The 17708-nt window shown below is 56.8% G+C and carries 20 protein-coding genes; 8 read left to right on the top strand and 12 right to left on the bottom strand.

All coding sequences use genetic code 11. The features are described from left to right. Positions 1–3: 3 nt before the first annotated feature. The 4 genes from MUK72_RS20505 to MUK72_RS17850 all read right to left on the bottom strand — a co-directional run bounded on the left by MUK72_RS20505 (position 4) and on the right by MUK72_RS17850 (position 3070). On the bottom strand, positions 4–885 hold the full coding sequence (locus MUK72_RS20505; protein ID WP_425311110.1) for a hypothetical protein: 882 nt from the start codon (positions 883–885) through the stop codon (positions 4–6). Positions 886–1178: 293 nt separating this feature from the next. Next, positions 1179–1658 (bottom strand): SWIM zinc finger family protein, encoded by a 480-nt coding sequence (locus tag MUK72_RS17860; RefSeq protein ID WP_244706504.1) that lies wholly within the window; start codon positions 1656–1658, stop codon positions 1179–1181. A gap of 289 nt (positions 1659–1947) precedes the next feature. Next, positions 1948–2382 (bottom strand): hypothetical protein, encoded by a 435-nt coding sequence (locus tag MUK72_RS17855; protein WP_244706502.1) that lies wholly within the window; start codon positions 2380–2382, stop codon positions 1948–1950. A gap of 280 nt (positions 2383–2662) precedes the next feature. Then, positions 2663–3070 carry a hypothetical protein gene (locus MUK72_RS17850; protein WP_244706500.1) on the bottom strand — a complete coding sequence of 136 codons (408 nt, stop codon included), beginning with the start codon at positions 3068–3070 and terminating at the stop codon, positions 2663–2665. A gap of 349 nt (positions 3071–3419) precedes the next feature. On the opposite strand from MUK72_RS17850, the gene MUK72_RS17845 reads away from it, so the two are divergent. Both MUK72_RS17845 and MUK72_RS17840 read left to right on the top strand, forming a co-directional pair. Next, positions 3420–3608: a hypothetical protein gene (locus tag MUK72_RS17845; RefSeq protein WP_244706497.1), complete on the top strand. Its 189-nt coding sequence runs from the start codon at positions 3420–3422 to the stop codon at positions 3606–3608. Further along, positions 3605–4051 (top strand): hypothetical protein, encoded by a 447-nt coding sequence (locus MUK72_RS17840; RefSeq protein ID WP_244706495.1) that lies wholly within the window; start codon positions 3605–3607, stop codon positions 4049–4051. The genes MUK72_RS17845 and MUK72_RS17840 overlap by 4 nt, the downstream gene beginning before the upstream one ends. Positions 4052–4234: 183 nt before the next feature. On the opposite strand, the gene MUK72_RS17835 is transcribed toward MUK72_RS17840, so the two are convergent. After that, positions 4235–4402: a DUF1931 domain-containing protein gene (locus tag MUK72_RS17835; RefSeq protein ID WP_244706493.1), complete on the bottom strand. Its 168-nt coding sequence runs from the start codon at positions 4400–4402 to the stop codon at positions 4235–4237. 398 nt (positions 4403–4800) lie between these two features. On the opposite strand from MUK72_RS17835, the gene MUK72_RS17830 reads away from it, so the two are divergent. Genes MUK72_RS17830 through MUK72_RS17820 form a run of 3 tightly spaced genes read left to right on the top strand, consistent with a single transcriptional unit; the run spans position 4801 to position 6619 of the window. Further along, positions 4801–5634 (top strand): ParA family protein, encoded by an 834-nt coding sequence (locus MUK72_RS17830; protein WP_244706491.1) that lies wholly within the window; start codon positions 4801–4803, stop codon positions 5632–5634. Then, positions 5631–6053 carry a DUF8160 family protein gene (locus MUK72_RS17825; protein WP_244706489.1) on the top strand — a complete coding sequence of 141 codons (423 nt, stop codon included), beginning with the start codon at positions 5631–5633 and terminating at the stop codon, positions 6051–6053. Before MUK72_RS17830 ends, MUK72_RS17825 begins: the two co-directional genes overlap by 4 nt. Positions 6054–6106: 53 nt before the next feature. Further along, positions 6107–6619, top strand: a complete 513-nt coding sequence (locus MUK72_RS17820; RefSeq protein ID WP_244706487.1) for a hypothetical protein — start codon at positions 6107–6109, stop codon at positions 6617–6619. Positions 6620–7032: 413 nt separating this feature from the next. On the opposite strand, the gene MUK72_RS20585 is transcribed toward MUK72_RS17820, so the two are convergent. Next, the gene (locus tag MUK72_RS20585; RefSeq protein ID WP_483306172.1) at positions 7033–7338 is read right to left on the bottom strand and encodes a toxin-antitoxin system TumE family protein; all 306 of its coding nucleotides are present in this window, start codon (positions 7336–7338) and stop codon (positions 7033–7035) included. 159 nt (positions 7339–7497) lie between these two features. After that, positions 7498–8061, bottom strand: a complete 564-nt coding sequence (locus MUK72_RS17815; protein WP_244706485.1) for a DUF7342 family protein — start codon at positions 8059–8061, stop codon at positions 7498–7500. A gap of 1001 nt (positions 8062–9062) precedes the next feature. Here MUK72_RS17815 and MUK72_RS17810 point away from each other — a divergent pair. The 3 genes from MUK72_RS17810 to MUK72_RS17800 all read left to right on the top strand — a co-directional run bounded on the left by MUK72_RS17810 (position 9063) and on the right by MUK72_RS17800 (position 11271). Then, positions 9063–9590 carry a helix-turn-helix domain-containing protein gene (locus tag MUK72_RS17810; RefSeq protein ID WP_244706697.1) on the top strand — a complete coding sequence of 176 codons (528 nt, stop codon included), beginning with the start codon at positions 9063–9065 and terminating at the stop codon, positions 9588–9590. A 203-nt stretch (positions 9591–9793) separates the two neighbouring features. Then, the gene (locus MUK72_RS17805) at positions 9794–10153 is read left to right on the top strand and encodes an SHOCT domain-containing protein (RefSeq protein WP_244706695.1); all 360 of its coding nucleotides are present in this window, start codon (positions 9794–9796) and stop codon (positions 10151–10153) included. A gap of 452 nt (positions 10154–10605) precedes the next feature. Further along, positions 10606–11271, top strand: a complete 666-nt coding sequence (locus MUK72_RS17800) for a DUF7847 domain-containing protein (protein WP_244706693.1) — start codon at positions 10606–10608, stop codon at positions 11269–11271. A gap of 548 nt (positions 11272–11819) precedes the next feature. Here the strand turns inward: MUK72_RS17800 and MUK72_RS17795 are convergent. The 5 genes from MUK72_RS17795 to MUK72_RS17775 form a co-directional block, all read right to left on the bottom strand. Beyond that, positions 11820–12182: a hypothetical protein gene (locus MUK72_RS17795; protein ID WP_244706691.1), complete on the bottom strand. Its 363-nt coding sequence runs from the start codon at positions 12180–12182 to the stop codon at positions 11820–11822. Positions 12183–12420: 238 nt separating this feature from the next. Next, complete coding sequence (locus tag MUK72_RS17790; protein ID WP_244706688.1) at positions 12421–16389, bottom strand: type IV secretory system conjugative DNA transfer family protein; 3969 nt, start codon at positions 16387–16389, stop codon at positions 12421–12423. After that, positions 16389–16709 carry a hypothetical protein gene (locus tag MUK72_RS17785; RefSeq protein WP_244706686.1) on the bottom strand — a complete coding sequence of 107 codons (321 nt, stop codon included), beginning with the start codon at positions 16707–16709 and terminating at the stop codon, positions 16389–16391. Before MUK72_RS17785 ends, MUK72_RS17790 begins: the two co-directional genes overlap by 1 nt. Beyond that, entirely contained in the window at positions 16709–16909 is a 201-nt protein-coding gene (locus tag MUK72_RS17780) for a type IV secretion system DNA-binding domain-containing protein (protein WP_244706684.1), read from the bottom strand. Before MUK72_RS17780 ends, MUK72_RS17785 begins: the two co-directional genes overlap by 1 nt. Next, a complete protein-coding gene (locus MUK72_RS17775; protein WP_244706682.1) occupies positions 16906–17436 on the bottom strand; it encodes a hypothetical protein in 531 nt (176 codons plus the stop codon). Before MUK72_RS17775 ends, MUK72_RS17780 begins: the two co-directional genes overlap by 4 nt. Between the last annotated feature and the right edge of the window lie 272 nt (positions 17437–17708).

Raw genomic sequence — 17708 nt, 5'->3', positions numbered from 1 at the left:
TGTTCACCGCCCTCTGAGGCTGAGGTCTATAACGCCTTGATCGACCATTTTCCATAGGAAGGCGGCTTGTTCTTCGACCGAGCTAGCCGCGTATATCGCGGCGTTTTCGTCGCTAAGGTGCTCATGGACTTGTTCAATGCCGTCGGCGGTGATATAGTCGATCTCGTCTGGAACGTGCCGGTGGGGGTTGACCGAATCATCTTTTCCGCTGTTGTCGTTGTCTCTCGGGCTGTCCTCGCTGTCCTCGTGGCCGTTCTCCGGCTTGACTGGCCCATGCCCGTCGTTGGTGCTCTCGTCGCTCTGCGGCTCGCTCTCGACGGTCTCGGCCGGGTCGCCGAGGTCGTCCATCCCCGACGCTTCGCCGCCGCCAAAGTCCGCGTGCTCCGATCGCGTGGGGCGTTCGCGCCCGTCGTTGGTGCTCTCGCCGCTCTCACCGTCCTCGACGCGGCCGCCGTCGGCGAGCGCTCGCGGGGTTTCGTCGTCCGTGTTTGCGCTCGCGGCGCGTTCGCTGGTACGATCGTCGCTGCCGGTGTCGTCGCTCTCGAACAGGCATTGACTGGCGGCACGCTCGCCCGAAAGGGTCTGCTGATCGTCGTCGGTATCGGCGAATAGCGCTCGCTGCTCACCGCCGTCGCTACGGGTGACTGTGGCCCGATCATCCACGCCGAAACTGCTGGCTTCGGGCTGGTCAATTCGGGTGTCGCGCTCGCGATGATCGACCGACGCGCCGAAGGCTTCTAGATCTGTCTCGACACTTTCCTCGGACGGCTCAATCGCTCCGTCCGTTTCGCCGTCCTCACCGACCGAGAAGGCGTACTGCTGGCTGATGGTTGGTCGGTCGCTTGTTCCCTCGCCGTCGTCCACGTCGATAGCTTCCGGTGTCATAGTCGGGTTCGGGCTTCCGCCCTTACCCATGCTTGGAGACATAACTACTTAAACGTTTCGTATTGGATCTGGTATTTTCACTTTGTTCTAATGAAACGGCAATTACGGGCTATTCTGGTGGCTGTGTGGGGTCTGATCGCGTCTCACGAAACTATGCGATTCATAATAGTCCATTCGCGCTCCGGCTGAAAACGGTATCTCACGCATCTCACGGCAAAAGAAATCGGGGGCTTCAGTGGGGTAAGCGGGCTATTATAGACAATTTGAGCGACCGGCCGGCGAGCGCTTCCGGTCTATTCTAATATATCCTCCACCCGGTCCATCTTATCGGGGCTAATACCGAGCTGGCTGATGACTTCTATTGCCGAAGCCTCGGGGTTCGTCGCGACGTATCGCTCGACCCGATCGGCGAACGTTTCCTCCTTGTCGCCGTCGTCGCCGTCGTTTTCGTCGCTGTCGTCGCTGCCGTCCGCGCCGTCGGCTTCGACATGAACGCCGTCAATATCGGGGATCTCGCCGGTCACGAACGCGGCGCGGTGGGCGTGTTTGCACCATGCTCCGCGCTGGCCGTCCGGGCACGTACAGGTCCCGTCCGAAACGTTCACCGTATAGGTCGATCCCGATTCACTGAAGACCGTATATTCGCCGGGGTTGGTGGTCGTTTCGACGTGGTAGAACCCGCCGAGCGCGCGATTGACGCGCTTTGCGACCGCCGAAGGGTCGCGGTTGTGTGTCGGTGCATCGGCGTCCGTTGTGTCGGTTTTCGCTGTCATAGTCGGGTTCGGGCTTCCGCCCTTACCCATGCTTGGAGACATAACCACTTAAACGTTTCGTATTGGCTCTGGTATTTTCACTTTGCCCTAATGAAACGGCGATTACGGGCTGTTCTAGTGGCTGTGTGGGTCGTAATAGCGTCTCACGAAACTATGCGATTCATAATAGTCCATCCGCGATCCCGCTGAGGAAGCGATCTCGCGCGGCATATGGCAAAAGAAATCGGACGAATCAGCAGGTGTATGGGTGGTTTTCGACAATCTGAGCGGCCCGGCGAACGGTTCCGGTCTATTCTAGGCCATCCAGAAGCCCATCCACCGTTTCGAGTTCGTCCGTGAGTGCTTCGCGTTCATCCTCCAGCCGCGTTCGGACGGCTTTGAGCGTGTCTTGGTAGTCGCCGAGCGGTTGACCGGGAGCCGGACACCCCGATTCATTAATCTGCATCGCCACCCGGCGGCGGTGTTTGCAGTTCTCCGCGCCGTTATATTCCGTATCCGGGCAGTCACATCCGCTGTCGTGATCCAAAATGATCGTGTACCGTTCGCCGCTTTCGCTATGCACGTCGTACATCCCGATACAGATACCGTCTGGGTCGGTCTGTGGGATAACGACCATACTTTCACTGCGAGCGCGCACAGCACGCCGCTCATCGGCTGTGAGAGCGTCCATCTCGATCTCGTCGTCGGTGCGAACGTCGAGGGTTGCGTCGGTAGCTTCTGTCATAGTCGGGTTCGGGCCTTCGCCCTTACCCATGCTTGGAGACATAACCACTTAAGCGTTTCGTGTCGGGTTTGGTATTTTCACTTTGCTCTAATGAAACGGCGATTACGGGCTGTTCTAGTGGCTGTGTGGGTCGTAATAGCGTCTCACGGAACTATGCGATTCATAATAGTCCATCCGCGAAACCGCTGAGAACGCTATTCCACGTCTCTCATGGGAAAATAAAACCGCCGATACGCTGGCTGAGCGTGTGATTCTAGGCGGTTTGAGCGATCGAACGCTCTTATAGAACCATCCGCCGAAATTCTTTCCGTCGTGTCCTTCGCTCCCGATACTGCTCAACAGAAGCGTCAAGCGCGTCGTTCATTCTGTCAAGGACCTCTGCGCTCGCGTGTGCCTCCACATCTTCAATGAGGTGGTATCCTTCGTCGTCGTGCCGTTCAAACGCGACGATCCCGGTTTCGCTTGCTCGTGGGCATCCCTCGCGGTCCACGACGACCGAAAACATACCGAGGAAACCGTCTTTCGTCACTTCGACGGTCCCACAATCGCCTGAATCAATCACTTCGAGGCCGGTCATATCCCGATCGGCCCACAGGTCCGCCGCGAGTTCGCGGGCTTGTTCCTCGTTTCCAGCGTCGAGCGCGCTACGAAGCCGGGTTTCAATCGTTTCCTCGTTATCATCACTCATCTCTCCGACACCTCACTCCGAAGGGATGTGCGACAGCTGGGGCAACGAGGCCCGTAGTACGTTTGCGCTCCGAGATTGAATTGCTGGCCGCACTCGCTACAATCGACGAGATCGTAGTTGGCCTCGATTTCATCCTGACTCGCGGTGTGCGTGCGTTGCTCGCGGCCGTCGTCTCCGATCGCTTTGGCTTTTCCTGTTGTCATAGTCGGTTTCGGGCCTTCTGCCCTACACTTTAGTAATGCCCTTTGCCACTTAACCCCTTCGCTTCGGGTGAGCAGAATTGGTCTTCGGAGGGTTTAAGTGGTTGTGTCTCCAAGCATGGGTAAGGGCGAAGTGCCCGAACCCGACTATGACAGCGAAAACCGACACGGACGAAGGCGAAGCACAGAGCGAGATATGCGCCGAGTGCGGCAAGCGCACCGAAACCGACGACTTCGGCCGGCGGGAGATTCACGAACCCGGCTGCCCGAACACGCCCGGCACTACCGACCCGTACGCTCACGAGGACGACGAGGAGGTGGACACTACACCCCTATGAGTAGTGATATTGCCAGTAACGACGGTGGAATGCTCGATGAAAGCGAGAGCGACGAATTCGCAAGCAATTGCGTGACCTGCTACCGGCGCGGGCGCGAGCAGACGATTTGGACCGTTCATCAGTCGCCAGTCGTGGAAACGACTGATAGCGTGGTCGGCGAACTAGAATGCTGCTGGACGCTTCAGGTTTGCCAAGACGGTGTGATCGTCACGTCCCGAACCATCCCGTACGACGGCCAGCGATCCTACTCAACCGAAGATCGTCCCAACAGGGCCGACAAATCTTCGATCTACCGCCTCGATGTCGAGGAGGTAATCGAGCGTCACGCAGCGCTATGCAGCAAGCACGGACTGGAGGTATCGGTTGCTGACCTACGGGAGCGCGTGCTGGCGGTGCTCGATCGCGACGACGTGGCGGTGGATGACGACGACAAGCACGTTTGAGGGGGTTCAACCTTTCACATTCTTGCAGCGGCGTACTTCCCACGGTGAAACCCGACCGGGGCGGTGAAACACCCGAAATCGGCTGCGAGAGCGTTTCTACTGGTTCTGAAACCCTCTCGGGGACGGTGAGCCGTCTGAAAGCCGTGTCGAGAGCGGATTAGAAAGCTCTGAGACCGATGTGCCTTACAGGTCGCGTGGCTGGACGGTCTTGCGATCGTTGTCGCTCGCTCGCCGTGCAGCATCGTCGAGCAGTTCGCTCACATCCTCGTCGAGAGCGTCGTAGAAATCGCTGGAAACGTTCATCTCGCTCAATTCATCCTTCACAGCCGATTTGACGATAGTATCTACCACAGACACGCTCTCGCGCCTATTCTCTTGAAAGTGTCCATTCCGCCGTTCTCGCTGTTCTCATCGTCCTTGCTCGTACGAATCCAGCCGACATTTCACTTCCAATATGTTCTTGACATTTTGCCTTCCCTGCATTTCCCATCCCGTTTTCATCTCACACCCATCCCACACCGGTTTCCTCTTTTTCCCCTCTTTGCTTATTTTCCTCTATTTACCCTCTTTATCCTCTTTGCTCTCTTTATCCTCTTTGCTCTCTTTATCCTCTTTGCTCTCTTTATCCTCTTTGCTATTTTTCATTCCTTTCCCCACACAACCATTCCTTCCACTCCAAACTAGTTTTTCTGTCCAAAAGATATAAGGCCCGTTTCGTCGTTTGGTTCTGTTGGAGAGAAAAACGGCCCATGACAGACAAACCAGCCACACTCTGTTTGAGCAATCGGAAAGGCGGTGTCGGGAAGACGACGTGCTCGATCCACACTGCCGGAGCACTCGCCGACCGTGGTCGAGACGTGCTGCTGTTCGATCTCGACCCACAGGGCACGATCACTCGTGGCCTCGGCTACGCGGACTATTACAACGATCTGGACCGCGATGTGACGCTCCACGAGGTACTGTTAGAACGTGAGTCGATCGGCCGCATCTCCGACGTGATCGAGAGCCACCCGGAGTTCGACGTTGCCCGATCGCACAAGCGAATGACGTTCGATACTTCGTCAAAACTGAGCGGCGAGCCGCGCGCTGAAGATCGGTTAGAACTCGCGTTCGACGAGCTTGACCGAGCGTACGATTACATCATCGTGGATTGTCCGCCGTCGTTGGACATCCTCACGGATAACGCGCTGCTCGCGACCGGCAACGTCCTGATACCGACCTACCCGGAGGAACTGAGTGTCCAAGGACTAGAGCTGCTATTTGACCAGATCGACGAACTCGAAGAGTGGCATGACGTGGAGATTCGGAAGCTCGGCCTCATCGCCAACCGTATCGAGACGAACAACGAGGCGGACGAATACCTCGATCTGTTCGAGGAGAGCTTCGGAGCGCTCTGGGACATCTGGCAGATCCGTAAGCGAGTCGTGCTTCAGCGTGCGATCACGCAGGGCCACGGCTCGATTTTCAGTCACGACGAAGAGTGCGACATGGTGAGCGAGTTCGAGGCTATTGCCCGAACGCTGGATGAGATGTTTGGCTTGCCCGCCGTCGCGGAGGCTGAATCTGAGGTGACGGCACGATGAGCGAGCGCGAAGCGGATATGAGCCGGCTTGCGGCTCGTGAAGGGGAGAAAGAGAGTAACGAAAATGACGACAGCAACGAGAGCGAGCGAGAGCGGGGTCAGGATTCGTCACAGTCTCCCGAAGGCTCCGAAGGACCAACGGGCACGGCTGGGGCTGAGAGCGTGTCTGAGCGCCGAGTGAACGTCAAGGACCGGGAGAGCAATCTGTTCATGCACCTGCCGGAATCGCTCGCGAACGACGTTGACCTCGCCTGCCAGTCGGTCAACCTGACGTATCAAAGCGAGAGCGGCGAGAAATTGGGCAAGAACCGCTACCTGTACCCCATCGTTCTGATGGTCGGCGCTGACAACGCGGTTGATCTTTCACACGAGGAAATCCAGGATCTCGTCGAGCGGGTCGATGGAGTAGAGGATGGATAATCGGCGGCCACCGGTGGGATCGAGCGGGTAAACCTCGACACACGGTGAATATCATGCCTTCAGACCATCCTCGAACCCGACGAGGGAAAGCACGCCGAAGGAACAGACAGCAAGAGAATACACGCCGAGAGACGAACAGCACCGAATCCTCCGAAAGCGAGAGCAACGGCGGCCTACTGAAACCGGCGCTCGTGTTCGTTGTGGGGACCGTCGTAGGCTGGGGAGCGTATCTGTTCTCCACGGTGGTTATCCTGAGCTCCCCGACTGACATCGAAGCAGTGTCGGTGACTGGCCTTTCGACGTCGACGACGTTCTGGATCGCGGTCGGTCTCCTGGCTATCATCGTCTTTGCGATGCTTGTCCGGCCGGGAACGGTCTTCGTGGGCTGGCTGCTGATGGCTGGTGTCGTCGCTGTGGTGGCTTCCTCTGGCGGTGGGTGGGCGGACGGAACACTGCTCATCGAGGGCCTGACACTCGCATTCGTCGCAGTTGCAGCGTTCGTGAAGATGGTCCTGATGCTGCCCGACTGGTTCCTTTTCGCTCACGCTCTGAACAAGGGGAGCTGATGCACCCGAGCGCTGAGGTACTCTTTCCTTGCCATTCCGCCTCTCTTAGTAGAGATTAGCGCAAAGATAAGGATGGCAAGAGAATATGGGCGTATTCTCTCCGTGGTTGTCTGTATTCGTCTGCTACCGCTGCGTGTTCGCACCGATTACGTGGCATTGTCACGCCTCCCCCACCGGTCACAGGCCACGCTATAGTGATTAGCACTGATCTTCAGAGTTCTCACATCACAGGTTGTTGTTTTGTTTGAAATCGGTCTGCGAGATGAAGAGCTTGAGAGTGCCGTAGAAATCCGCCGTGGCGTTCATGTTGTCGAGTTTTTCTTTCACGGCCGCTTTGACGCTGATATCGCCATAGACGCGCTCTTTTGTTTGTTTTCTTGGAAATGTCTATTTCGGCAGCAACAGGTCGGAACCTAGTCCGTGTGGAGGTGTTGGACTCGTTCGCTCACCCAATCAAGAACAGAGAAGAGTACGGCCAGGTGATGAGACTCAAGTGAGCCTGACTCTGCGCTGCCAGCGTTCGGCGGTGGATGAAAGTGCATCCGTGGAGCGCTGGTTTTCGGATGTCGATCCCACCGGCACTGGTATGGGTCAGTCGTTTCTTCGTACTCTTCGAGGTAGTGGAACGAGTAGTCTCCACTGGTGAACCACCGGATGTCGATACGTACATTCGTCACATCGGTTGGATAGGAATCTGCGTCCAAGAAGAGGCGAAGCATACGCGGCGAAAGGCTGGATGGATCGAACTCCCACTCGTTGACGAGTGAGTGAGTTGTGGCACGCTGGGCAAGCGTTTTCAGCGTTGGCACATCGAGCCGACCACTCGGTAGCGAATCATCGCTCCGCTTGTTATCGTTGTCAGACATCAGACTCAGTGGCTACGCCGATGCCGACGTCTTGGCGTTCCCTTCGCTGTCTCGCTCGGCACGGTGGATGGCTTGTTGGAGGAGTTCGAGATCCCCACGGACGCTCCGCCAGCGTGTTAGTACCTCCCATTGCTCGTGGATCGTCTCGTGATCGACATGCTTGAACACCGCGGGAGAGACCGCATTCGGATCGGGGGCATCGAAGCGGTCCTGGAACGACTGGTCTTCTTCGAGAAGGGCTTCGACCTGTTCACGGAGCTCGGACACGGAGTGCTCGCGCGCAAGCGTGTCGACGCGTTTCCACCGAAAGTACGATTCGTTACGTCGGTACTCTCTCGGGCGGTCGCCCTGATACTCAACGATACCCATCTCGATGAGCTGCGAAAGTACTGTGCGAGCCCCGTCAGTCGAGCAGTTAGCATGCTCACTGATCGCCTTCGCTGATGTGTACTCTGTAATTCCGGTGATCACATCGTAGACCCGCTGGAAGGTCGTCCTCTCTTCATGCCATTGTGTTCGGGCGGTACCAGCGTGTGGTCCATGAGTAGTGTCATCAATTGGATTCTCATCGCTCATACTCCACTATTCTCGCCGCCAGCCTATATATCTTTCTTGGAGTCGAGATATATCGATTTCCAGCGCCTGGACAGTCACCGACCAATCACGGTTAATACGATCGCACGGAGTAACAGTTGCCTGATGTGCGTCATCCCGATCGCACTGACTACTGATGGCCCCGACTGAGAGAAGACGCGATGGTACAGCAGAGAGCCGATCCGCACCGCGGACCGCAGCCGCAACAGCAGTGGGACCCCCGGCCATGCTGATGCAGCAACTCGCAATCCTGGATGTCCACCGTCGCTGTGCTGTCATCGCCGTCGTCGTCACCGCCACCGCCACTCGTCATTCAGTCAGAGCTCATCACTCGCTAGCCGGACCCCCAGTTGTCGTCGCTTCGCTGGACCTCGCTCAGACATAGCTCACCCGGACCCCCAGTTTTGCTGTAACGGCATCGCCACACTGGACCCCCAGTAGGAGCTACGCTTTGCAGGACCCCCAGTTCATCGTCGTCGGTCATCGTCGTCATCTAGCTCAATCACTCGCCACCTGACATCCCCTGCTGGCTGTCTCACAGTCGGATATCAACCATTACTCTGTCACATCACACACCAGATACATCCGGCAGTTCTCAGCACTCGCTGCACTTCCACTCTCGCTGCTCGCTCATCGGACATCCAGGTATCGCTCAGTCAGTCGCCCCTCATTCACCCTCGGTCGGGGACGGCCACGGGGACGGGCAGCCGCCACGGTCCACTCACCACTGGGACCCCCATCTCAGCATCCTCTCTAACCCCCGTGGGGGGTCCCCCACAAAGAGTGGCATCGACGTGGCCCAGTATAATACTATCCGCCTATAATCTTATCGTAGATATAAATCAATATGAGTGATATCCACGCCCCCTTCGCACAATTATAATACTATCTTATGATATTCTTATGAGTGCAACCGGCCGGTTTTGAGCGTTATAATACTATCAAACTATAATCTTATATGTGTTGAGGGACAGGGTTCACCCATGTCGCCGGACCAATCTGACCCAGACACGACATCGGCAGAATCGGATCTCCCCTCGTTCAAGACAATTAGCCAATCACTTGGCAAACCACGGAAAGAGCTTCTGACAACCTTTCTGGAAAGTGGTAGGTCAGTGATGAATACTGCACAACTGCGGGAACACACGACGGTTGCTCGGGGGAGTACCCTGCACCATCTAGAGAAGCTAGTTGAGTGGGGATTGGTTGTCGAAGAAGACGGACGCGAGTATCATGGACGAGGTGGCAGAGATGCACGGACATGGGCGCTCACTGACCGGGGTGAGCAATTCTGCGCGGACCATCTCGGGGCACCACTGAGCGAGTTCGTTTCGCCGGAAGATGTCGCAGAGCTAAACGCCGAAGTAACTGAGGCTATGGAGCGGGTGAGTGAAATCGAGAACGATCTGGCAGCGGTCCTCGAAGCAGTTGCAGACATCGGGGAAAGCACTGGGTACATAAGCAACGAGACAGCCACCGGCCTGCGGAAAAAGTCACAACGGCGTAACTGATCATCTATAGTGACGAGTAGATGTCTTCGTACTTTTCCACATACAGCTCTCAGACATAAATGACTCTGCGTGATGGATAGGGCGCGTATATTGCACCTTCCATGCTCATTCCGCCAACCTTTGGCCCCTTCGCGTGACCGTGAAGGTGCTCACATCGCAGGAACGATATCAGCTTTATACCGATGAGAAACTAAGGATTCGGCATGAGCACTCGCTTGGAAGATTACAGTGAGAAAACACTCATAATTGTAGTTTTCACGATCATGGCGTTACTTACTATATTTCTAGCCTCAGTCACTCATGCCGCGTGGCTCGCACCTCTTTTGATAGCAATTGGATGTGTCCTTTACTATGCTGGATACGAAGAAGTCGCAGCACCTCTGAATGATCACGCCGAGAAATCCTCTATGGAAGAATCGCTAACTGACATCCGAGAGCAGTACGTGGGGGGAGAAATCGATGAGAAGGAATTTGAACGAAGGACAGAGCAAATACTAGAATCTGAAACGGCCGAGGAGGCCCGAGAATCCCGCGATAGAGAAGATTCTACTGAGACGGAATAATCCAATAGCGAGCTACGGACACCCTCCCTGTAATGAACCACTTCTCTACTTGCAGGGTCAGTCTAAGAGATAGCGACAGCGGCTAAATGCGAGATGTACATTCCATATTATACGACATTTCCGACAATTGTCGGGGTATATACACACCAAAGTGTAGTTTTATCATCAGTTCCTGTACTCAAACAATGAAGTCTTTCTCTCGTTCGTCACACAACCTTCCGCATTATCGTCGAAATATGACAAAACACGGTGTGGGGTGATGAATATGATTTCAGCTTAATCTTGATCTCATTCCATCTAACCACCTCCAGCTACGACGGAAACACAAAGTGGATCTCATTTCCTTGTTTCGCTGCATTCTCTTCGGATCTCATCTTCATCCATCGGCAAAACGATAAAATCCGCGATTAGATGCTTTTATATGTTCCATCTTGAGAAACACTGAACGGTACATGAGTACATCTCCAGCACCCAGCGAGAAAATGGAAAATACACGTACTCCTGGCATTGGCGAGATAATCAAAAGAGGAGTTTCGGTCGCGACTGATACACCCATACTCTTCGGCCTTTATCTGATCGTTGCTATCGCCGGAATGATTTCGAGTCCACTCAATAGCATTGCAACACTTGTTGTGGACTCGATCGCTGTCGTCATTGCCTACTCCGCTCTTCAAGGTAGAAAAGAAACGACTCGCCCAACACTCACTCGCATTTTCTACGCGATCTTAGCAGCGTTTGTTGGTGGAATTGCTACCGGATTGGCATCACTACTTCTGGTCATCCCAGGGATCTACTTGCTGGTTCGATTTCGACTCACTATTCCAGCAGTTATGATTGAGGAATGTGGTCCAATCGATGGTCTGCAACGGAGCTGGGCGCTCACCAGCGGCCACGGATGGACTGTGTTCGGCTTCGTCGTGATCTTCGCTATCGCATCGTTCATTCTCTCAGGCGCTACAGTTCTCCTGACTGGTGGCATTCCAACTGGACCAAATGCAATCGCGGCCCTTCAGCAACCAATTGCGTTTGGAGGCGGACTTGCTTCAGTGATTATCGGGCCAATTCAGATCTCAGGGATGGTCGTCATGTACGAGGCATTCCGAAGGAAAAGCCCGTAGCCCGCTACCTAGCCTGCTTGCTGTGGAAGCACTTTTTGTCCGGCCCTTCAGGTCACATTACAATGATACCTATATCGGTCGATCCTAATGGCGACGTATCACGATACAGCACCGCTGTTCGACTGGTAGTTGTCATCATACTTGTTGCCGGATTCTTCTATCAGCGATTTCAGTTTGCCCTCCCGATCGCAGCAGTAGTGTACGCATTACTCGAAGGCTATCGGGTGTATACACTAGGTGATCAGCGGGGAATTGAAGTCCCAACGATGATCAATCGCTCCGGTGCTCTCCTTCGTCGGATTGGGATTTGGACCGCAATCGTCCTCACAGTCGGATACGAGCTCTTGATCGGTGATTTTCCTTTGGCCGGCTTACTCACGGGGATATTCCTGTATGTCGGTGGTCTGTTCGCCCAAGTAGTTCGGCGTCAGGCAAACTAGAACATCCGAATCGGTACGTTCTCGAACACACCTCTGAATAGAATCAAATCGCATACGGCAGGTCCGATTCATGAGCTATATCTCATGAGCGTCCAGTGACCGAGAGAGCTATCGAAACGATTGGTAGTTCGTAAGCACCAGACCAATAGTAACGAAACTCAGGATGATTCCGACGAAACCACTCAGGCTCCCCGACAGCAACGAGGACGCAGACTGGAGTCCGCCAATCGAGTACCAAATGACTGCCAGTATCCAGCCCCATAGGGTGAGCGTACAGAGTCCGTACACTATCACGATCTCGACTACTATCGCCACCAGCAATAGCACGCCATATAGATCTTCGAGATTCGCGAACAGCACGAGCGCTAAAACGAACTCGGCGAACATGAGCAGGATTCTGGACCAGCAGACGACTTTGATCCCGAGTGGTGGCCCGGCAGGTGACGGTGGCTGTTCGGATTCGATACTCATACGATCAGCCTCTCTCGGTACCTCCCTAAGCACGGGTGTTATTTCTTCTGGCCAACCGGTTGGCAGGATATGGTTGGTGGAAGCTACGTAACGTAGAATGAGTCAATACTGCGGATTGTGTATGGGCATGGCGTAGTTGTCCCCTGTATCTTGCACACTGCTTCTGACAATCGACAGTGAATATGCATACTGAAGTCCGGATTCTTCTGCTCATCCCTATCGTGCAAAGCGGAGGGGATTACTCCGCTACGCTTCCGAGCACATCATCGCCTCGCGGGTCCTCATTCTCAGCCGTAGACCCTCCCGATCGGCTGTTGTTGTCCGTACTCTCACTGTCTGTTTCAGCCGGCTGGGGATCCGGATCGGCCGGTTCTCCAACACCGTCGGCGGCATTTTTGATTTCCAAATACAGCTCTGGAATTGGTAGATTCTCCTCGTCGTCCCGATAGAGTTCAATGTCGGGAGGCGAGAGCGGGATTTTCTCGCCGTCCTCGTCGCGCTCGGGCTTCGGCACGGTGATAATATCCCACTCGACGGCGGTTGGATCGTCGCCGAACTCGTATTCGGGGATGGCCGGCGGCTTGATCGTCCGGTCGCCATCCGAGGGATAGGCGTTGGCGTCGTTGTAGATGTCTGCTGCCGTGTCAAAGCGGGCGTGTTCGGTTTCGTTATTATCGCGCAGGATGTACTGGCCGGTCTGCTCGTCGTACACCCATACGTTGTCGGACGCACCGGGCCGGGTAATCTCTTGGCCGTCGATATTGAGGCTGTTCGTGAACGTGTAGAAGCGCTTCTCGCCATCGACGGAGTGGCCGTCACGAGCGCACGGTTCTTCGCCGGCCACCGTGTCGTAGATCCTCTCTGCTTCTCCCGGCCGACAGATGAACAGACATCGGTGGCCCTCATGGTGCGCTTGGACGAGGTTTGAGATCGTCTGCGAGGGCTGTGTCTGGCCGGTCGAATGTTCGGATTCGATGAATGCATCCTGAGTCCCGGCGAGACGGGCGAGCATCGGATGCTCGTCGCGATAATTGTTGATGCGCTTGGCAACTTTGTCGTGGTCGTCACTAGCGAGATCGTCCAGATACAGCGCTTCATCGAGCTTGGCGAGCGCGTCGGGCATGGCTCCGCCCGTCTGCTCGGGGATGTTGAAGGTAAAGCCGAGTTGCGTGAACGGCACGTAAGCGTCGGCCATCTGCTCCCAGTGCTCTTTCCCGCCGTCGTTTTCCTGATGCCCGACGTTCATGAAGCCCTTATCGAGGGCTTTCACCTCGGTCTGAACGTCCTCGCCTTCTTCGATGGTGTGCTCACGATCATCGAGATAGGCATCTGGGATTTCTTGGAATACGTCACGCCATGCTTGGGTGGCACTGTTGATCTGCTCACCGCCGGGGAGATACCGCTGCAAGCGATCGAGACAGTCCTTGACAGCGACGAAGCCGCCGGGGTCGCCCTGCCATATCGACTCATCGTAGACAGCTTTCAGCGCGCGATTGCGAACGGCCTTGTCCTCCATGTCGAGTTCGTCGGGCATGGCCGGCTCGGTCGTGAGACTACCACCACTACCGCCGGTTGCGTTGACCAGCATCTCGTCTTTGATGTCGCTGGTCGAACGGACGGGCTGGCCGTAGCGCTCCTGTGATTCGGCGATCATCGCCTCCGTTTCCTCGTCCGAGCGCACCTCCTCGTCGGAGAGCGCTTCGGCCGCTGGCGGGAACGTCTTGACCTTGTAGGAGTCGGTCTTGTCGTCCTGATCGTCGTGAGTCCGCATGTAGATGCGGTATTTCGACAGCTCCTCGATGTCCTCGGCGTCGATGCTTTTCGAGTGCTGATGGGCGATGTCTTTAGCATCCGCAGGGTCGCCGGGGTCGAACGTCAGGAACGTCTTACAGTTGCCCCGAATGGCCTTCTGGATGCTCTCGGGGATACCTACGTCGTTACCGCCGCCCGTATCGAGGTTCTGAGCCGCGAACGTCAGCGAGAGACCGAACGAGCGCGCTTCTCGCAGGATGTTGTGGATGTTCGACTGCTCGCTCACGACCTTATCGAACTCGTCACAGACGACGTAGAACTGCGGCGGGTCCGGGTGGTCGTCGCGGTTGGTCTGCTCACGGATCGCGACCCACAGCCGCCGGATGAGCGCCGTCGTGATGAGACGCTTCGGCGTGTCCGCACCTGAACTGTTCCGTACGACGACGATCTTGCCCTCGCGAACGATGTCGTCTATCGAGATCGTCGTCGACGGGTGGCTGGCGACCGAGCGGATGGTGCTCGAAAAGATCCATTCCCAGAGCCGCCGGAATAGCGGTTCGAGGTCGTCTTGTGAGTAGTCAGCGATGACATTGGTGGCCTGCTGTATCCACTCAATCCGCTCTTCGCCCATCATCTCGTGGATACGCTGTCGGCCTTCCTCGTCGGCGAGTAAGAACGCCATATCGAGCATCGTCACGGTCTCGTCGGTACGTACCTGGTACTCGGCGAGACCGCGAACGACGGCACGGGTAATCCCGCCCATGCGGGGTCCCCAACTACTGCCGTCGCCAGACTGAGCCAGCAGCGCCTCGAAATCGTCTGCGAGAGCGCTGACGGCGCTATCGAACGCCTGACTCTCGGGATCGGGGTCTTCAAGCGGGATTTCGAGGAAGTTGAAGCCGACCTCGTACTCGGCATCCGCGCCGATGTCGATGAACACGAGGTCGTCTTCACGGTGGTCGGGCAACAGCCGAACGACATCCTTGGCGTCCTGGCCCTTTGGATCGAAGAACAGTCCACCGTGGCCGCGCTGCATGATCTGGCGGAAGAAGTTGATGAGCAGCGTGGTCTTCCCGACACCCGTAGAGCCGCCAACGAACTGGTGGACGTTCAGTATCTCGGGTTTGATGCCAGCCTCGACCTCGCTACGCATGCCGTAGCCATACCAGTAAGGTCCGGTCGGATCGGTCGTCGCAAGCAGCGCTCGCTGGCGCTCGGTGAGCGATGCCGTAGCCCTGTCGAGACCGACATCATCCCAGTTGAACCGGGGCGTGCGTGGTGGAACGCCCTGTCCGGCGGCGGACATCGAGTGGTCGAACTGCTGGAGCGCGAGGTTGGTCGGGATTTTACAGACGCCCGTGAGCGTATCCACCGGGAACGTCATTTTCCGATCGGTGTATTCCCGACTGGCGGCGTGCTGAAGTACGCGGTGGAGCTTCTTACCGGAGGGATTGACCGGGACGAACCCCTGCTGGAAGCGTGAGTCGTAGAAGTTGCGGAACATCCCGGCCGTGTCCTGTACGCGCTTCTGTGCTTCCTCACGATCGTCGCTGACGGCGATGATCCGAATGCAGAGATGATAGCCACGCATCCCGCGCTGTTGGTCTAGCAGCTGGGCAACGTCCGATCGGCTGGCGGTCGGTTCCTCTCCCGTCCCGGTGAATCGACTGCTGCTCTCCTCGTGTTCGCGGCGACGACGACGTTCTTCGCGGCGGCGACGACGTTCGGTCATGCCGGCCTGCTGGATGGGTTCAGCGATGGATTTGCCGACCTCACCCCAGTCCATCGACCCGCCGCTATCTTGGCCTGTCACCGAATCAATCGTCTTGTCAATCCCATACCACCAGTTGTTGCGATCCCATTTCGCTGTCGAAACGGCGGGTTTGATGACTGACTGTACGAGCACGTCGCAATCGGGCCGGTGGGCCGCGCCAACCATCTCACGGGCAATCGAGCGGAACGGGCCGATCTCGAAGTGTTCGGGATCGAGCCGGAAGTTCTGTATCGGTCGCAAGCGCTCGAACTCTTCGCGCTGGCGGAGTTGAAGGGTCGTACCGGACACGTACTGCCCGGCCTGAATTTCGAGAAACGCGGGGTCCACCTCGCGGGTGTCTGAGTCGGCGTAGTGCGATTGCACCTGCCGATCGACAAGCTCGAAGCGCTCGTCGGATTTGGTGGCGACACGCGACTGCAACAGTTCGGTCTCCGCGCCGTAGTGTAGCTCGAAGGCGAACGGTTCGGATTTGTTTCGCATGCCGAGCATCCCGGTGTTGGGATCATGGAGCGCGGTGAGTAGCTTCATGCCGCGCTCTAACCCGTTCTCGGTGTTCTTGTACGGGCGGACGGTCTGAAGGCGGGCGTCTCGCGAGCGGTCGTAGAGATCGGTCGCGAGCATGTCGTCGGCTTCGATCACCGACGGGTCGGAGTCACCGCTAAAGAATGAGGTCAGACCCATTAGCTTTCACCACCCATGCGGGACGGCGATCTCGTATTCCAGCAGCGACGAACGTACCATCTCATCTGAACGACACCCACCACCGCAAAGATGACCGCGAATATCGGCAAGGTCCGCACACCGATGTCCAACACGAATGAGAGTAGCGGCCCCACCTCGGGCAGCGGGTGGTTGTTGAAAAACCACCACAATAGGACAAATGTCCCCGCTTGGCCGAAAAGGAATCCTGCATGCTCTACGCACTGCCGGTTGTCGTTGTCGAAAAGCGAGACTACCATCTCTCGAATGCCGTCGCCTCTTTGAATTGTCTCGTCGGCCACTATCGGTCACCTCCGCTGGTCACGTCCTCGTCGTTGGCTTTCGGGTCGATCCATACGGGGGCGCTCTCGGCATGGATTGTAGCCATGAGTTCGATGAGCCGAGTAGTTTTCCCGGTGCCTGCGCTCCCGGCGACAGCGTGGTGAGCGGGCGATTCATCCATCGCGAACGGATCGTCTTTCGAGGGAGTATCGTCGGTCATGGTTTGGGTTCGGTCGTGTCGGCTGTTTCGTGGGCGATACTGCTCTCGTCGGTGGATTCTTCGCTCTCGAAGCCGGGGTCTGCACGGTCGGGATCGGCCTCGACGGGGTTGTGTGAGACGGAATCGGCTGTTTCGTCGGTGACGGTGCTGGCGTCGGTGGACTCGACGAAAGCAATAGAAGTGGGGGCGGTGCCGCTGAGGGCGATGATCTCGACGGCGATCTCGCGATACGCTTGTTTGGCGACGTACACTACGTCACGGTGGGCGAGCCCGTACACGCGAAGCATCGCGTAGGGCACGGCGACCGGAAGGACGGTCGCGATGATGGCGGTGACGGCGACGTACAACTGCCACGGCATCGAGAGCATCGCCGTCGCTGCTGCGAGCGAGAGGGTGATGGCGACTGTGAGCGCTCCAACGACGACCACACCGACCAGTCGGGCGGCATGGCCGAGTGCGCGGCGTGTCTCTGCGTTCAACACCCGGTCACGTTCTTGTGTGAAGGCGTCTGAATCGCTGTCGAACACCGCTACTCACCTCCGGTTCTGGCTCCCATGAGTCGCGGAAGCCACTGCTGGTATAGGTGCTCTACCCAGTCGGCAAGCCACAGTGCCAGCGCCACCACACCGACCAGAGCGGCACCGGCACCACAGAGCGCGGCGACAGTCATGCCGAGACGTGGAACGACGGCCGGCGACGGCCCATACAGGTAGAGGTACGTCTGAGCGAACGCATAGGCGAGGAACGCCCGTCTAGCCGCCCAACCGAACAGATGACGGTATTGCTGGCGAGCGCGAGA

Source organism: Halococcus dombrowskii, assembly GCF_022870485.1.
Lineage (GTDB): Archaea > Halobacteriota > Halobacteria > Halobacteriales > Halococcaceae > Halococcus > Halococcus morrhuae.
Note: the sequence above shows the minus strand (reverse complement) of the source record. Positions and strands in the feature narration are given on the sequence as shown.

Bases quoted from the DNA above. Each gene is read 5' to 3' on its own strand.
- MUK72_RS17815 (WP_244706485.1), bottom strand. From the start codon at position 8,061: ATGAGCGATGAGAATCCAATTGATGACACTACTCATGGACCACACGCT.
- MUK72_RS17850 (WP_244706500.1), bottom strand. From the start codon at position 3,070: ATGAGTGATGATAACGAGGAAACGATTGAAACCCGGCTTCGTAGCGCG.
- MUK72_RS17840 (WP_244706495.1), top strand. From the start codon at position 3,605: ATGAGTAGTGATATTGCCAGTAACGACGGTGGAATGCTCGATGAAAGC.
- MUK72_RS17790 (WP_244706688.1), bottom strand. From the start codon at position 16,389: ATGGGTCTGACCTCATTCTTTAGCGGTGACTCCGACCCGTCGGTGATC.
- MUK72_RS17795 (WP_244706691.1), bottom strand. From the start codon at position 12,182: ATGAGTATCGAATCCGAACAGCCACCGTCACCTGCCGGGCCACCACTC.
- MUK72_RS17855 (WP_244706502.1), bottom strand. From the start codon at position 2,382: ATGACAGAAGCTACCGACGCAACCCTCGACGTTCGCACCGACGACGAG.
- MUK72_RS17830 (WP_244706491.1), top strand. From the start codon at position 4,801: ATGACAGACAAACCAGCCACACTCTGTTTGAGCAATCGGAAAGGCGGT.
- MUK72_RS17845 (WP_244706497.1), top strand. From the start codon at position 3,420: ATGACAGCGAAAACCGACACGGACGAAGGCGAAGCACAGAGCGAGATA.
- MUK72_RS17800 (WP_244706693.1), top strand. From the start codon at position 10,606: ATGAGTACATCTCCAGCACCCAGCGAGAAAATGGAAAATACACGTACT.
- MUK72_RS20585 (WP_483306172.1), bottom strand. From the start codon at position 7,338: ATGCTTCGCCTCTTCTTGGACGCAGATTCCTATCCAACCGATGTGACG.
- MUK72_RS17860 (WP_244706504.1), bottom strand. From the start codon at position 1,658: ATGACAGCGAAAACCGACACAACGGACGCCGATGCACCGACACACAAC.
- MUK72_RS20505 (WP_425311110.1), bottom strand. From the start codon at position 885: ATGACACCGGAAGCTATCGACGTGGACGACGGCGAGGGAACAAGCGAC.
- MUK72_RS17825 (WP_244706489.1), top strand. From the start codon at position 5,631: ATGAGCGAGCGCGAAGCGGATATGAGCCGGCTTGCGGCTCGTGAAGGG.
- MUK72_RS17780 (WP_244706684.1), bottom strand. From the start codon at position 16,909: ATGACCGACGATACTCCCTCGAAAGACGATCCGTTCGCGATGGATGAA.
- MUK72_RS17810 (WP_244706697.1), top strand. From the start codon at position 9,063: ATGTCGCCGGACCAATCTGACCCAGACACGACATCGGCAGAATCGGAT.
- MUK72_RS17820 (WP_244706487.1), top strand. From the start codon at position 6,107: ATGCCTTCAGACCATCCTCGAACCCGACGAGGGAAAGCACGCCGAAGG.
- MUK72_RS17805 (WP_244706695.1), top strand. From the start codon at position 9,794: ATGAGCACTCGCTTGGAAGATTACAGTGAGAAAACACTCATAATTGTA.